Here is a 14,540-nt window from a genome sequence, read left to right as displayed (position 1 = left end):
AAGTTAAGAAGTTTTTCGAAAAATGACTATGAAAATCAACAAAAACCAAAAGCTGTTGAATAGTGAATTTATCTGACTCTCATCTGAATGTGTGGAGAGGTTGTCGGTGTATGGTTTTATATAGGAAAAACATACAAAGAAGGTAGGCTCTAGGTGCTGAGAACTTTCTTTGAATGGATAATAACGAAAATATGCTTCGGAAATGAGACGTGGCTTTAAACTATTGCGATTGCAAAACTGCGCCAGTGCTCTAAGCTGGGGGGCTGTGCAATCTGAAAATTTATTCCCAGTACAAGGAAAGATAATGAAATTCAATCGTTTGTTAAGTGTTCTGTTTGTTGGCGTGTTGAGCTGCGCGACACTGCCGGTACTCGCGGCATCTTCCGAAAAATACGGCTATGTGGATGTGGAACAGCTGTTCAATACTCCAGCCGCTCAGGAGATTGTGTCAAAACGGCAGCAGCATCAGAATCAAACCCGGGCGGAATTGACTCAGATGCAGCAAAAACTTGAGCAGGAATATAAAGAATTATCCGCATTAGCGAATGTCGATCCGATGACTCTTTCGGCCGATCAGAAGGCAAAGCTGGATCAGTTCAGAAAAGATCAGATGGCGTTTGAGCAGAAGGTAGCCGCTGCTCAGGAAGTTCCTGCTAGTCTGAATCAGGATATGGAAAAATTTCAGGAACACATGACCACAGTTATTGGTAAGGTCGCGAAACAACACGGTGTGACGATGGTGGTTAATAAAGAAGCCATTCTCTGGTCTGAGCCGGTGAATGATCTCACTGCTGACGTGTTGAAAGAGATGAAATAAAGATCATTAAGACTGTAATGATCTTTTAGTATGGGCGGCCTCTGCAGTGGTAAAGCTACAGTGCCAAAAGCTGATGCTGTAAGCCGCCATAATACCGTTAAAAGTTTTTTTGGGAAACTGATTCAGTCGAACGTCTCCGCCCTGGAAACGTACTTTTTTACCATTAATTCTCACTTTTCGGCTGGTTAGATTTTTGGCCGTCATTTCATAGCCTGTGGTGAGCGATTCTCGCAGATCAGGTTGCATTCGGACTTCTACCGGATGGTCTTTTAAATTAATCAACAACAGAACTTTCTGCTGCAGCTCTTGTTCTTGTTCGCCAGCTGTTTGTTTTAGCGAGTGTAAATAACAGCGCAGGGCGGGATCGTTACTGGCCAGGTCGTAGGCTTGCGTGCCCATCAATTGTCCCCACAGCCAACTGACCCAGTAATCGGGGCGGGGTTTCAGTGTCAGGCGAACAATCATGCCGTAATCGCCACCGATCAATGACTGTCGCACCATGACTTTTTGACCGCACCTGGCGCCCATGCCCAGTTGATCGGCCCACCAAAAACTGGATACCCATCGGTCCGACAGTTCCGGTTGGCCGCCGCATTGAGCGGATCCGGTTTCCCCTGTCCACAATTCTGCCTGAGGTTGCAAGCGATCGCGCAGTCGACTCAATTTTCGGCTGTAGTGGCGGAAGTATTCAAACGATTTGGGGTCGAGTAAATGATGAATACGCGCTTTGCGAGTGCGTATCGGACTGCGATCACTTTGAAACGGGTAGTAGTGCCAGTCGACGATTTCGAGAGGTTGTTTTAATTCCGCTAAAAATTTGGGTGTGATGTTGCTGATCGGGCGAATGGTTTCGCCAAGCTTGGGCCAGAATGCGCTGCCAGGACCGGAAATTTTGGCGTGAGGAAACCGGGAGCGCACCAGTTCACGAAAGCTGTCGTAGTCACGTGCTAAATGTTTGGCTCGGGGTTGGGACAATAAACCGTGAAAAGCCCAGTACGAATTCAGTTCGTTGCCCAGTTCAAACACATCGATCTGATAATTTTTTTTCTGGGTGTAGTCTAGTAATTCCAGAAGTTCAGAACCCTGCCAGCGACCCTGATGTTTGCGTTTGAAAAGTCCGTACTTGCAGGTAAAAATCAATTTCAGATCGTTGCGTTGTATAAAATCCTGCAGTTCATCCCATTGATGGTGGGTCAGAGTCAGGGCGTCGGGCTCGTTTTCGGGTTGGGTGAAATAGTGAATCTTGTCCGCCTCGGATCCACCGATACGCAAATAGGCCGGCCCCAGTAATCTCACCAGGCGGTCGAGCTTTTTCGCGTTCAGTTTGAGCGGCGGAACTCTGAGTGTGCCCAGTCCGCGTCGGGTATTGAGTGCGCCCTCCCACCAAAAGCCGCCCGCGAGCACCGAGATGTCGATGGAAAACGACAGGTAGCGTTCGTGGGTGTGAGCCACCGCGGTGTCGTGTTTGAGAGTCAGCTCTACTGGGGTCGGGGCTTCATTTGATCGACGACCAAAACATGTGGTGTATAGACGATGAAATAAACGACCTTGTGAAAACGACTGGGGCATGGTGCTGTGTCACCTGCTTGAGAAGAAGGCTCAAAAGCAAGAGTGGAACACACCGCAGGTTTCAGAATGATGAAATCACTTGTAGCCAGTCACATGTCATTATGTCCGGATCGGTGTTTCCAAAAATAGTGACCGACTAACCAGGCCAGACCGACCAGCATGGTTAAAGCAGACATAAGAGCTTGCGAGCCCGGCGAGGCATCGATGTAAAACAGAAAGCCCATGGTGATCACAAACAGTGACAGAGCGGTATGGAGATCGAGTTTCTCGCCATTTTTAAAGTCCGGATGCAACATGGTTACCTCCAGCGATAGATGGGGTTGTGGATGGATGAAGACTTACCCTAAGTATAGTGCGCGCCCTTGTGGTTCGGTGAACGGTATCTGTATAACAGGCTTGGTTCTGGGAATGAATGGTTATATATCAAGAGTTCGCTTTGTCTCTACTTTCCATGGACAGTTTCCAGAATCACCTATAGTTGAGGTTAGAAAGCTGAGGTTAGAAACTCATAAGACTACTCATAAGACTACTCATAAGACTATAGCCGCATCACAATCGTCAGGAGAACACGATGACCCAAAGTCCCGGAATGTCTGATCTGGTCAAAGAGCTTGAAACCAAAACGCCGGAGGAGGTGGCTGACGCTCTGGCTGGTAAGGCTCCGGATGATGTGCAGTTTGTGCTCTCTCGTTTGCCTACCGATCAGGCGCTGGCTGTGGTGTCGCACATGGCGGAACGGGCCGAAGATGAAGCCAATACCACGGCGGTGGTCAGTGGCGTGGAAGCCGAGATTGGCGAGTTGATGACACCTGCACCCGCGGTGATACCCGCGTCCAAAACGGTAGCAGAGGCTATTGCCTATCTGGTGAAAACCACGGATATGACGGAGATTACCTATTTCTTTGTGACGGATAATGCCACGCTGATCGGTGTGGTGGGCATGCGGGATCTGTTGCTTGCCAAGCCTTCTCAGCTGTTATCGGAAGTGATGGTGGCAGAACCCTTTGCGTTCCATACCGATACGCCTATGTCCGAGGCGGTGAAAGAAGCTCTGTATCGTCATTATCCGGTGTACCCGGTTGTGGATGACATGCAGCAGGTGATTGGCGAGGTGCGGGGCTGGAAACTCTACGAACGAATCGCCACAGAGCTGAGTGCGCAGGCCGGTTCTCAGGTGGGTGTGGCGCGCGAGGAGCAGGTGTCGACGCCGGTGTTTGCGGCTTTTCGCATGCGTCACCCGTGGCTATTGGTAAATTTGATCACCGCGTTTGCCGCCGCGTTTGTGGTGGGTATGTTTGAAGATACCATCACCCGAGTGGTGGCGCTGGCCGCCTTCTTGCCGGTATTGGCGGGGCAGAGTGGCAACACGGGCTGTCAGGCGTTGGCGATTACCCTGAGGGGTATGACGCTGGGGCAGTTGAAAGATTTTCCCGTGCATCGTCTGTTGAGTAAAGAAATCCGACTGGGTGCTCTCAATGGTTTTCTGGTGGGGCTAGTGGCCGGGGCTGCGATGTATGGCTATGCCTTGATGACCGGTGCGGTACAACCGGTGATGCTGGGGGTTGTGATTGTGATCGCCATGACCGGTGCCTGTATTAGCAGTGGTGTGTTTGGTGTGCTGGTGCCTATCACGTTGAAACGTTTTGGCGCCGATCCGGCCACCGCCAGCAGTATTTTTCTGACCACCTTCACGGATATTATCGGTATGGGTTTGATGCTGTTTTTGGCAACGACGATGATTCTGTGATTCTGACTCTGAGTCTGATTTTGTAAGGCTCTGTTACCGGAACGATATTTGATCAGTCACTCACCCGTCGGTGATCATTCCTTGTTATCACCACCTTGCCAATATTGTCTGAACGGCTGATCATTTTTTCCTATACGGGCACTATCCAATGACCTGTGTCGCTTCTGGTGTCAGGCACGGGTAGACTCAATTGTTGGTTTTTTATCCAGATCGTTTTTCCAATCCTTATAAATACAAATAACCCTTCAGAGTGGCGAATCGAGTGAGTATGACTGATACCGCAGCAGAGACACAAAGCACCGCATCAAATCCCAATGAACCCTCGAATTCCAAAGAATTACTGCACGAGTCGAAACTGACACCGGTGCAGTGGCTGATCTTGGGACTCGGCATGCTGGCAAGCATGATTGAGGGCTTTGACATTGTGGTGATTTCCTACACCGCTCCGGCGATCACTCAGGATTGGGGCGTCTCGTCCGAGCAGATGGGGCTGGTACTGAGTTCTGGCGTGTTGGGGATGACACTGGGGGCTATGTTGCTGTCCTGGATGGCGGACCGCTATGGTCGTCGGGTGATGGTCAGCAGTACCTTGGTGATTGCGGGTGTCGCGACCAGTGCGGTGGTGTTGTCAAATAACGCGGTGGAATTAATGGTTCTGCGCGCCGTGGCGGGACTCGCATTGGGTGTGTTGGTGGCATCGCTGACGCCGCTAATGGGGGAATTCAGTCCATTGCGCCATCGCATTTTGATTGTGTCTGTCCTTGTCGCTGCGGCGTCGGCGGGTGCTATGTTGGGCGGTTTGTTTACCGCAGCCATGATTGAAACCCAGGGCTGGAAAAGCGTATTTCTGTACGCGGGTTTGGTTACGGTTATCCTGGGTATCATCATGCAGTTTGTGGTGCCGGAGTCGATCGCTTTTACGATCAAGCGTGATCCTGCCAATGCGCTGACGAAAGTGAATCGCACCTTAAAATACATAGGTCAACCAGAGGTTAAGCAGCTGCCAGCCGTGAGTGAACGCGAAAGCCAGGAATCGGCGTCGGTTGTTTCGCTATTTACACCTTCGCGAAAAGCCGCGACCTTGCTGGCATGGACGGCATTCTTCACCGGTTTCGTAGTGGTGTACTTTATCAGCAGCTGGATGCCGCAGGTGTTAAGTAATGCGGGCCTGTCTCAAGAGAAGGCGATTCAGGGTACGGTTGCCATTCCTTTCGGTTCAATCTTTGGCACCATGTTGATGGGGTGGTTGACCCGTTGGATTCCGCTGAATTATCTGGTGGCTGGTGGTTTTGTCTTGGGGACAGCGTGCATTTTTACTTTGGGCAGCATGACCCATGACATTGCCGCGATTCCGTTTGGGCTGTTGCTGTTTCTGTTGTTTTTTGTCGGCATTACTCTGATGGGGGCTTTCTCCAACCTTTACAACGTGGTGATGACAATTTATCCGGCGCAAATCCGCAGCACCGGCTTGGGCTGGGGTGCGGGTCTGGGGCGTGCAGGGGCGGTGATCAGTCCGTTGTTGGCCGGTGTGTTTATGGGAATGGGTGTTTCCATGCCGATGTTGTTTGTGATCTTCGCGGTGCCTGCTCTTTTGGCGGCGATTTGTGTATGGCGGACACCAATGCGCGAATTGTAGTGAAGAAAACCGTAGTAATTGGAAATAGTAGTAATAGGAAACTGTAGTAATAGAAGATTGCCGTAAATTAGAAATCGTCGTAGTCGGGAACGTTAGTCAGACTGTCTTCTTCAAAAGGTCATGACAAATCGTAAAAGGGCTCTATGAAAATAGAGCCCTTTTACGTTCCAGTGAGTGATATGGCTATGCCCCTCAGAATTCTGACTGCCAGCCCTGACGTTTATCGTCTTCCATAATAGAGTCCCAGTTCACGATGGCATCTTCCAGTGTGGTCAATGCCCATTTGTCTTCTTTGTACATCAACGTACGCAGCAGCTGATTGTTTAGGCGGTGGCCGCTGCAGTGACCGACAAAGCAGCCGACGATATTAACACCCAGTAGAGCCAGGTCACCGACTGCATCGACCACCTTGTGGCGTACGAACTCGTTATCAAAACGCAGACCTTCAGGGTTGGCGACCATATCGTTTTCCACCACCACGGCGTTGCGCATGGAGCCGCCCTGAGCCAGCCCCAGGGTTTTCATGGTTTCAACATGCTCTGCAAAACCAAAAGTGCGCGCGGCTGAAATGCACTCGCTAAAGTTTTCCTGATTCAGTTGCATGGCGATGTTCTGACGTCCAATCGCACGAGACTGAAAGTCGATAGTCATGTCCATCCAGGGCTCAGGAAAAGGCACGATGCCAGCCTTGGCGTTGCCGTCATTGACCCACAACGCTTCTTTCATCACTAAGGCCATGCGTGGTTTTTCCTGCTGCTGTAACCCTGTCGCTACGATTTGGTCAACAAAAGGTTTTGCACTGCCATCCATAATGGGGGCTTCAGGACCATCGATGTCGATTTGGCAATTATCCACGCCACAGGCAAACAGCGCTGCGATCAAATGTTCAACCGTGGTAATACTAACGCCATGGTTGTTGCCGACAGTGGTCGACATGCGGGTTTCGGTAACCGTCATCCAGCGGGCTGGAACCACATTGTAAGGCGGTGCCAGATCGGTACGGCGAAAGACGTATCCTGTGTCAGCTGCAGCAGGGTGCAGAGACATGCTGACGTGTTTGCCTGTATGCAAGCCCCGGCCAATGAAGTGAATAGGCTGGTTCAGTGTGTGTTGCAGATAATTAGGATTCGTAACCTTTTTCATTGGATCGTCCTCTTTGGGTTCCGTTGAGGACTATGTTATGAATCCTGGCCTGTTCAGACTGATCCTTTGAAACCTAATGCTGGTCAATCATTTGTCTTTTCACGCCAAGGTTTTATCCTGTATAGATATAACAGGGAGAAAGAGCCATGGCAGCAACAACATTAGCCTCTTGGGGCTTCTTGATCTGGGAGGAGTTGAGCACTCGTGAGCTGGATGCCAACGGGGTTTTCCGTGAGGTGGGACTGGATCCGGCCCAGCTGAGTAACAATGTGGCTCGATACACTGTCAGTCAGATGCAGCAGCTCTGGCGCTTGTCGCACGACATGACAGGGGATGATTTTGGTGTCGCAGTGGGTGGCCGCTGGAAACCAACCACGTTTCATGCGCTGGGTTTTGCCTGGTTGGCCAGCGCGTCGTTAGGCGAGGCGCTGTACCGCTTTTCCCGCTATGGCAAGTTTCTCAATGATGGCATGCAATATGTACTGACGTCTGAGAAATTGAATTATCGTTTTGTCGCTCGCCACACCATGGATCGTGACACAGAACCTTCTCCGGCGTCGGTGGACGCTAGTATGGTGGCGTTGTTAAAAATGATTCGTTTGTTGTTGGGCGAAGAATACAATCCGCTGGAAATTCACTGCCCCCACTCGCCTAACTCCGCAGGCTTATTGTTGGAGCAGCGTGCCCGTTGCCCATTGCTCTATGGTGGCGACGCGGTAGAGGTGTTGTTTGATCGGATGGATGTCGAACGCGTGTTGGCTACTGGCAATGCGGAGTTGAGCCAGGTTAATGAAAAAATCATTACGCAACATTTGTCACAACTGGATCAGGGTGGATTAGTTGATAAGGTCGAGCTGGAAATTGCCAACCAGTTACCATCGGGCCAGTTAAAAGAAGAGAACGTCGCCAAAGCCTTGAATCTCAGCAGCAGAACCATGCAGCGACACTTGGCCGAGGAGGGTGTCTCGTTTTCCAGTTTATTAGAGGCCAAACGTAAAAAGATGGCGGAAAGCTATGTTCGCAACGACGCTCTGGCGATCAGTGAAATCGCCTACCTGTTGGGCTTTTCGGAGCAGGCGAATTTTACCCGAGCGTTTAAGCGCTGGTTTGGCGTATCGCCGACACAGCGTCGGCGGGCTGGTTAGGCCATAGTGTGGTGCTCTCGACGACCAGAGAGTAATGGTGCCGGTTTCCTCGTGTGGAAGGCGATCATAATCAACGGTAGTATCGACAGCCATAAGGTATTTGGTGACGGGACTTCGTTACTGACTTTTTGAAAGGAAACTTCGTGGAGTCTGAATCGTACGTCTGAATCGATGCTGGGGTTCAAACCAGTCTGGGAGCGACTCCATAATGAGTAACGAAATAGTCCTGAACCTGATTGATTGGAATCTTGAAAATCCAGATCTTGCCAGACAATCTCGTTACTTAAGAATGGTCTCAAATCGTCGGGGCCATAGTCGGGGTCATAGTCAGGGCCGGTGGGTACTATCATAATATCGTTGATAAAGTCATCAAAGCCGATGGCCAAAAGCTTGTTTGTGTCTGTGTCTGGCAGAAGACCTGGTCTTTCGTTGTCCGCAAAAAGAAAAGAGTCTGGAATGTCACCGTGATCACCATACTCATCGCGCGGTTCTGCATTGTAAAGTTCGATCCATTCATCGCTGTACCAGCCTTCCTCCCCAGGACGACTGTTTCCTTCTTGAGTCAATGAAAATAGCTGATTGCCAATATTGATTTGTGATGTCATGACACTATAACCGGAAATGTTCGCCCACCAGTAAAAAGAGGCTTCCTGCCGACCGCTGTCTCCCAGTGCCTCCAGATCCAACAGGTAATGGCCTGTTACTGCCGCACCGATCGTCGTCGACGGATCCCAGAAAGCACCGGCGTTGTTTTCAAAAGAGCTGACTTCTCCAAAGAACGATATTTTCATCACGGTGGCGTGAGAAAAACAAGGCAACAAACATAGGCTGATTAACACAAACAGTAGTGGTGATTTCATCAAATAGACCCAAACTAATAAATGGATAGGGAATATATTAGCAGTCAATAGCCTTCACGTTTCTTGAGAAACTCATTTGGTCTTAATTATTGACACTGCTTTCATTAAATGAGATTAAGTTTTATGAAAAAGGAAGTGTCACACAGAAAAAGTTTACACATACAGTCTGATCGTTTCACTTTAACTGTCGTCTAAAGTTGTAGGAATATTATGAAAAGAGCCGATTTTTTTGTCTTCTCTGTACTTTCCATGTTTTTGTTGGTGTTTCCCGTCGATAGCTTGTCGGCTTCTGAGAAATCCGTCACTTACGATGCGCAATTAACCGGATACACGTATCCCTTTCCCGTCAAAAACTATCTGTTTCTGTCGCAAAATCAGTCGTTAAAAATGGCGTATATGTGGTTGCCCGGTGACGCCAATAAACCTGTGGTGGTTTTGTTGCACGGTAAAAATTTTAACGGTGCCTATTGGCAGCAGACTGCACAATTTCTGTCCAATCAGGGTTATGGCGTGTTGATCCCGGATCAGATCGGATTTGGTAAATCGTCCAAGCCGGTGAACTATCAATACTCGTTTTCCGTGCTGGCCAAGAACACTCGTGACTTGATGTCGTCGCTCAAGATTGAGCAGGCGGTGATTGTCGGTCACTCCATGGGCGGTATGCTGGCGACACGCTTTGCGCTCAACTACCCGACCGCCTCTCAAAAACTGATACTGGTCAACCCGATTGGTTTGGAAAACTATCTGCATTATGTGGATTATCAGGACGTGGGTTTCTTTCTGAAGAATGAATTGAAAAAAACTGCTGAGGGGATCGTGGCTTATCAACGCAAGAATTATTACGACGGCCAGTGGAATGAGCGCTATGCAGAATTGGCCCAACCATTGATCGGCTGGCTGCAGGGTTCTGACTGGTCCCAACTGGCAGAGGTCAGTGCGCTCACCTACGACATGATCTTTACCCAGCCGGTGGTGGAAGAGTTTAAGGATCTCAGCGTTCCGGCCACTTTAATCCTGGGAACCCGCGATCGTACTGGTCCCGGTCGTCAGTGGAAAAAGGCCGGTGTGGACTATGAGTTGGGGCGTTACGACCGTTTGGGAGAACAGATCCGTCAGCGAAATCCGGCCATTGAGCTGTATCCGCTGGACGGTTTGGGGCACCTCCCTCAAATTGAGGATTTTGACCGCTTTAAGTCGGTATTCGAACCCGCTCTGCCAGCGCCGTGAGGCGTCGAGCTCTCACGCCCTGTCATTATTGCCACCAAATCAGCCAAAACCGCTAAGGAGGACGTTTTCTGAACGGTTTTGTCGAGATCGGCGTGCTTTTGCATTAGAGTGCAGCCTCCGCTGCTCGCAATCCCGGGCCTGACTCGACTCAGGCCTCTATTCGCAGCGACATGAATACTCATCAGCGGGTGAGCCTCACGTGAATGGCGCGCTCTCTGGTTTCAGAGGTAGTCGGCGATTGATCGCCGAACAGAGACAGGAAAAAGACATGAAAACACGTTTGACTGAATTACTGGGCATTGAATACCCGATCATTTGTGGCGGTATGATGCGCGTAGGCACTGCTGAGCTGGCGGCTGCCGTATCCAATACCGGTGCTCTGGGTGTTATGACCGCCCTGACCCAGCCGACGCCTGAGCTGCTGAAGCAGGAAATTGAGAAGTGCCAGTCCCTGACTGACAAGCCTTTTGCGGTCAACTTGACCGTGGGCGTGGTGGCGACTGCCATCAACTACGATGACTACGTGGATGTGATCTGTAACAGCGGCGTTAAAATTGTTGAGACAGCCGGTCGCAGCCCAGAGCCGTTTATGGAGAAGTTCAACGCTCATGGCATCAAAGTCATTCACAAGTGTGTTGCCGTGCGTCACGCCCTGAAGGCAGAGAAAATTGGCGTTGCCGCGGTTAGCATCGACGGTTTTGAGTGTGCTGGTCACCCAGGCGAAGAAGACGTGCCAGGTCTGGTGCTGATTCCTGCTGCAGCTGACAAACTGAACATTCCCGTTGTGGCTTCCGGCGGTATTGCCGATGGTCGCGGTCTGGTTGCGGCTCTGGCTCTGGGCGCGGACGGCATCAACATGGGTACCCGTTTCGTGGCAACTCAGGAAGCGCCTGTGCACGAGAACGTGAAGAAAGCCATTGTTGAGATGAAAGAGACCGATACCTCTCTGATCTTCCGCAGCTACCGCAACACCGCTCGTGTTTACGACAACGACGTGGCCAAAAAAGTACTGGAAGTGGAAAAGGCCGGTGGCGAGTTCGGCGAAATCCATGAGTATGTTTCCGGCCAGAATCAGGAGAAAGCCTGGACGACCGGTGATGTGAACGCAGGCATGGTGACCTTTGGTATGTGTGGTGGCCTGGTGAAAAGCGTTCCAACCTGTCAGGAATTGGTTGACGAAATCGTTACCGATGCCAGACAAATCATTACCGATCGCCTGAACAGCTTTGTGGGTTAATCCCTCAAAGACTGAATCGACGGTTTGATAAAAGGCCAGCGACTCTTCGGAGCGCTGGCCTTTTTTATGGGCCGTTCGTTATGGCTGTTCGTTAAGGGTGGTCCGTTATGGGGTTTGAATATTGTAATATCCGAGCCTTTTCGGCAGGCTGGCGTTATGACTCTGCAAATATCCAAACCACAAGGCATGATTAATCTGGGCGTCGGGCAGCCGGATCCGGATTTATTGCCAACCGAATTGTTTCACTCTGTGTCTGTCGGGCCACTGGATCTGGCCTATGGCCAGGAGGCCGGTGATCAGCGATTTAGGGAGGCCTTGTCGCATTGGCTGACGGAAGATTGCGGTCGGGGCATAAGCCCTGAGCAACTACTGGTAACCACTGGCTCATCCAATGCGCTGGATATGATATGCAGTCGATTGGCGCAGCGGGGTGATACGGTACTGGTGGAAGACCCGACGTATTTTATCGCACTGAATCTGTTTGTGGAGTCTGGGCTCAATGTCGTCGCTGTGCCCATGGACGATGAGGGATTGTGTCCTGCGTCTTTGGAGAGCGCGATACAACAGCACAATCCCGCTTTTATTTACACCATTCCCACGTTTCACAACCCCACCGGTATTACCCAGCCAAACAGTCGACGTCAGTCTCTGGTGGCTCTGGCCAAGCGTTATCAATGCCCGTTGGTTGCCGATGAGGTGTATCAGAGTTTGTATTTTGGACAGAGGCCGCCCCCACCGCTGGCGTGTTTTGATGACGAGGCACCCGTGTTGTCAGTGGGGACCTTCTCGAAAATTTTGGCACCGGGGTTGCGCCTTGGCTGGATACAGGGATCCGGCGAATCGTTACAACCGCTACTGGATTCCGCGCTGCTCAAAAGTGGCGGCGGGCTTGCTCCGGTGACGTCGTCGCTGGTGGCAACGCTGATAGAGCAGGGCGACTTCCAAACGTATTTGAACAATTTGAAAGCGGTTTATCAGGCGCGGAAAGATTGCCTCTATCACGGACTACGAACGCATCTTGGGGAACGATGGCAGGTGAATAATCCCGATGGCGGCTATTTCCTTTGGGCAAACTGTGCTGACGCCAGTGAGTTGCCGAAAGACAGCTTGGCACGTGCAAAGTCGGAAGGGGTTGGTTATCTGGCCGGATCGCAGTTTTCAGTCGATCATCATTTTGCTGCCAGCATGCGTTTGTGTTTCGCCTGGTACCCCGAGGCTGAGCTGATTCAGGCTTGCGAGCGGCTTGGGCGGGTATTCAATCCCTAAGCTTGTTTAGTTCAACAGTTCCTGGAACGCAGCATTAGAGTAGAGTGCAGCAGGCAAATTTCATCAATAACGGCTACAGTGGACAATAAGATAAATCGCTAGGGAGTTGCCCATGATTACCTATTTGTACTGGTTTCTGGTTATTGCTATCGCTATTGGCGTTTTGGTGTTGTTTGGCAAAAAGGATAAGTGGAAACCAGGCTTTATCGGCTGCGGACTGATTTTTTTGGTGGGGCTGCTGGCGTATTATTTCCACTTCCAGCAGGTGTTTGTGAAGCGCTACGGCGGGGTGATGTCTGTGACCGTGCCGGAGGGACAGCAACACATCACGGCGACCTGGAAAGACGATAATCTATGGATCGAAAACTACGATCCTGAAAGCAATACCTGCCATTTCAATGAATATTCCAAAGGCAATCTGTTGCAGGGCAAGGTGGTGATTAAGAACTGCTCTCCGGTGGCTGCTCAGCCTCCCTATCCGAAGACATTTGCGCCTTCCACCGCAGAGGCGAAAGCAAAACCCTTAGCGAACCCCTGATCCGAGAGTCCCTGGCAAGAGGCTCGCCACCCCGGGTGTTAAAATTTGGTGCCCGGGTCCTCTTCCTCGTCTTCGATCGATTCAAGACTTAACTCAATGCCCGAAGAGGTCTTGGTGACCGTTTCTTCTTCTTCCTTTGTTTCCTCTACCGGCAGCTTGTTGCCCTCTTCATAGAGTTTAATGCGCAAACGCAGGTTGTTGGCCGAGTCTGCATTGCGAATGGCCTGGTCGTAATCGATGCGGCCCTCGACGTAGAGTTTGAACAGCGCCGCATCAAATGTCTGCATGCCGAGGTTTTCGGATTTTTCCATCATCTCTTTGATGGAGTGAAATTCCCCTTTCAGAATCAGTTCATTGATGGTCTGCGTACCCAGTAGAATTTCCACCGCGGCACAGCGTTTGCCCTCTACCGTAGGCACCAGTCGTTGAGAGACAAACGCGCGAATGTTTTGCGACAGGCTCATCAGCAGTTGTGGACGACGTTCTTCCGGGAAAAAGTTGACGATGCGATCCAGTGCCTGATTGGCGTTGTTTGCGTGCAGGGTGGAGATGGCCAAATGACCCGTCTCTGCAAATGCCAGTGCGTGCTCCATCGTTTCGCGGTCGCGGATCTCGCCAATCAGAATCACATCCGGCGCCTGACGCAGGGTATTTTTCAGCGCCGCGTGGTAGCTTCGGGTGTCGACACCCACTTCCCGTTGATTGATCACACTCTTTTTGTGTTTGTGGACGTATTCAATCGGGTCTTCAATGGTGATGATGTGGCCGCCAGCGTTGCTGTTGCGGTGATCGATCAAGGCGGCTAAGGAGGTGGATTTCCCCGAACCGGTGCCGCCGACAAACAGCACCAGCCCGTTCTTTTCCATAACGATGTCTTTCAGAATCTGGGGCAGTTTCAGATCATCAAACTTGGGAATCTCCATGACGATGTTCCGCGCGACGATGGAAACCTCATTGCGCTGCCGAAAAATATTGATGCGGAAGCGACCGACACCGGGAATCCCCATCGCCAGATTCATCTCCAGCTCCTGCTTGAAAATTTCCTGCTGCTCGTCGTCCATGATCTCCATGGCAATGGCTTCGGTCTGGCCGGGCGTCATGGGCTCCTTCGATAACGGCTTTAGCGTGCCCTGAAATTTGGCGCAGGGTGGCGCGCCGGTACTCAGATAAAGATCCGAACCGTCGTTTTTGGCCAGTATGCGAAGGTAGTTGGTGAACGTCATGGTAAACATCCTGTTGCGGTGTCTGCGAGTTGTTATCGTGCGTTGGTGGCGTCTGAATTGTTGTCGGCAGTCTTCGTTCAATATTAAGAGATATAAGTCAGATCGTTTGCACGTATGGCTCGACCCCATTAA

General features: G+C 50.8%; 13 protein-coding genes. 8 read left to right on the top strand and 5 right to left on the bottom strand.

Going from position 1 to position 14,540, the window contains the following annotated elements; all coding sequences use genetic code 11:
• The first annotated feature begins 304 nt into the window (after nucleotides 1-304).
• Nucleotides 305-817: an OmpH family outer membrane protein gene (locus ACTG33_RS03575; RefSeq protein ID WP_439133811.1), complete on the top strand. Its 513-nt coding sequence runs from the start codon at nucleotides 305-307 to the stop codon at nucleotides 815-817.
• A gap of 6 nt (nucleotides 818-823) precedes the next feature.
• Here ACTG33_RS03575 and ACTG33_RS03570 read toward each other — a convergent pair whose 3' ends face one another.
• Both ACTG33_RS03570 and ACTG33_RS03565 read right to left on the bottom strand, forming a co-directional pair.
• The gene (locus ACTG33_RS03570; RefSeq protein WP_439133810.1) at nucleotides 824-2,386 is read right to left on the bottom strand and encodes a glycoside hydrolase; all 1,563 of its coding nucleotides are present in this window, start codon (nucleotides 2,384-2,386) and stop codon (nucleotides 824-826) included.
• 89 nt (nucleotides 2,387-2,475) lie between these two features.
• Nucleotides 2,476-2,682, bottom strand: a complete 207-nt coding sequence (locus tag ACTG33_RS03565; protein ID WP_439133809.1) for a hypothetical protein — start codon at nucleotides 2,680-2,682, stop codon at nucleotides 2,476-2,478.
• A 275-nt stretch (nucleotides 2,683-2,957) separates the two neighbouring features.
• Between ACTG33_RS03565 and ACTG33_RS03560 the strand changes: the two genes are divergently transcribed.
• Both ACTG33_RS03560 and ACTG33_RS03555 read left to right on the top strand, forming a co-directional pair.
• The gene (locus tag ACTG33_RS03560) at nucleotides 2,958-4,133 is read left to right on the top strand and encodes a magnesium transporter (RefSeq protein ID WP_439133808.1); all 1,176 of its coding nucleotides are present in this window, start codon (nucleotides 2,958-2,960) and stop codon (nucleotides 4,131-4,133) included.
• A 268-nt stretch (nucleotides 4,134-4,401) separates the two neighbouring features.
• Complete coding sequence (locus ACTG33_RS03555; RefSeq protein WP_439133837.1) at nucleotides 4,402-5,769, top strand: MFS transporter; 1,368 nt, start codon at nucleotides 4,402-4,404, stop codon at nucleotides 5,767-5,769.
• A gap of 192 nt (nucleotides 5,770-5,961) precedes the next feature.
• On the opposite strand, the gene lpxC is transcribed toward ACTG33_RS03555, so the two are convergent.
• A complete protein-coding gene (gene lpxC / locus ACTG33_RS03550; protein ID WP_439133807.1) occupies nucleotides 5,962-6,912 on the bottom strand; it encodes a UDP-3-O-acyl-N-acetylglucosamine deacetylase in 951 nt (316 codons plus the stop codon).
• A gap of 146 nt (nucleotides 6,913-7,058) precedes the next feature.
• Between lpxC and ACTG33_RS03545 the strand changes: the two genes are divergently transcribed.
• Nucleotides 7,059-8,057 carry an AraC family transcriptional regulator gene (locus ACTG33_RS03545; RefSeq protein ID WP_439133806.1) on the top strand — a complete coding sequence of 333 codons (999 nt, stop codon included), beginning with the start codon at nucleotides 7,059-7,061 and terminating at the stop codon, nucleotides 8,055-8,057.
• Here the strand turns inward: ACTG33_RS03545 and ACTG33_RS03540 are convergent.
• Nucleotides 8,054-8,917, bottom strand: coding sequence for a hypothetical protein (locus ACTG33_RS03540; protein ID WP_439133805.1), 864 nt, complete (start codon nucleotides 8,915-8,917; stop codon nucleotides 8,054-8,056). The two genes, ACTG33_RS03545 and ACTG33_RS03540, sit on opposite strands and share 4 nt — an antisense overlap.
• Before the next feature lie 210 nt (nucleotides 8,918-9,127).
• Here ACTG33_RS03540 and ACTG33_RS03535 point away from each other — a divergent pair, with 210 nt between their 5' ends.
• The 4 genes from ACTG33_RS03535 to ACTG33_RS03520 all read left to right on the top strand — a co-directional run bounded on the left by ACTG33_RS03535 (nucleotide 9,128) and on the right by ACTG33_RS03520 (nucleotide 13,185).
• Nucleotides 9,128-10,144 carry an alpha/beta fold hydrolase gene (locus ACTG33_RS03535; RefSeq protein ID WP_439133804.1) on the top strand — a complete coding sequence of 339 codons (1,017 nt, stop codon included), beginning with the start codon at nucleotides 9,128-9,130 and terminating at the stop codon, nucleotides 10,142-10,144.
• 268 nt (nucleotides 10,145-10,412) lie between these two features.
• The gene (locus ACTG33_RS03530) at nucleotides 10,413-11,381 is read left to right on the top strand and encodes an NAD(P)H-dependent flavin oxidoreductase (RefSeq protein WP_439133803.1); all 969 of its coding nucleotides are present in this window, start codon (nucleotides 10,413-10,415) and stop codon (nucleotides 11,379-11,381) included.
• Between the two features lie 156 nt (nucleotides 11,382-11,537).
• Nucleotides 11,538-12,647 (top strand): PLP-dependent aminotransferase family protein, encoded by a 1,110-nt coding sequence (locus ACTG33_RS03525; protein ID WP_439133802.1) that lies wholly within the window; start codon nucleotides 11,538-11,540, stop codon nucleotides 12,645-12,647.
• Nucleotides 12,648-12,759: 112 nt separating this feature from the next.
• Complete coding sequence (locus ACTG33_RS03520) at nucleotides 12,760-13,185, top strand: hypothetical protein (protein ID WP_439133801.1); 426 nt, start codon at nucleotides 12,760-12,762, stop codon at nucleotides 13,183-13,185.
• A 38-nt stretch (nucleotides 13,186-13,223) separates the two neighbouring features.
• Here the strand turns inward: ACTG33_RS03520 and ACTG33_RS03515 are convergent, their stop codons facing one another.
• Nucleotides 13,224-14,408 carry a PilT/PilU family type 4a pilus ATPase gene (locus tag ACTG33_RS03515; RefSeq protein WP_439133800.1) on the bottom strand — a complete coding sequence of 395 codons (1,185 nt, stop codon included), beginning with the start codon at nucleotides 14,406-14,408 and terminating at the stop codon, nucleotides 13,224-13,226.
• Nucleotides 14,409-14,540 lie beyond the last annotated feature (132 nt).

The sequence above is a fragment of the Pseudomaricurvus sp. genome, assembly GCF_965662505.1.
In the GTDB taxonomy this organism is placed as follows: Bacteria; Pseudomonadota; Gammaproteobacteria; order Pseudomonadales; family Cellvibrionaceae; genus Pseudomaricurvus.
This window is presented reverse-complemented; position numbering and strand designations above follow the sequence as displayed.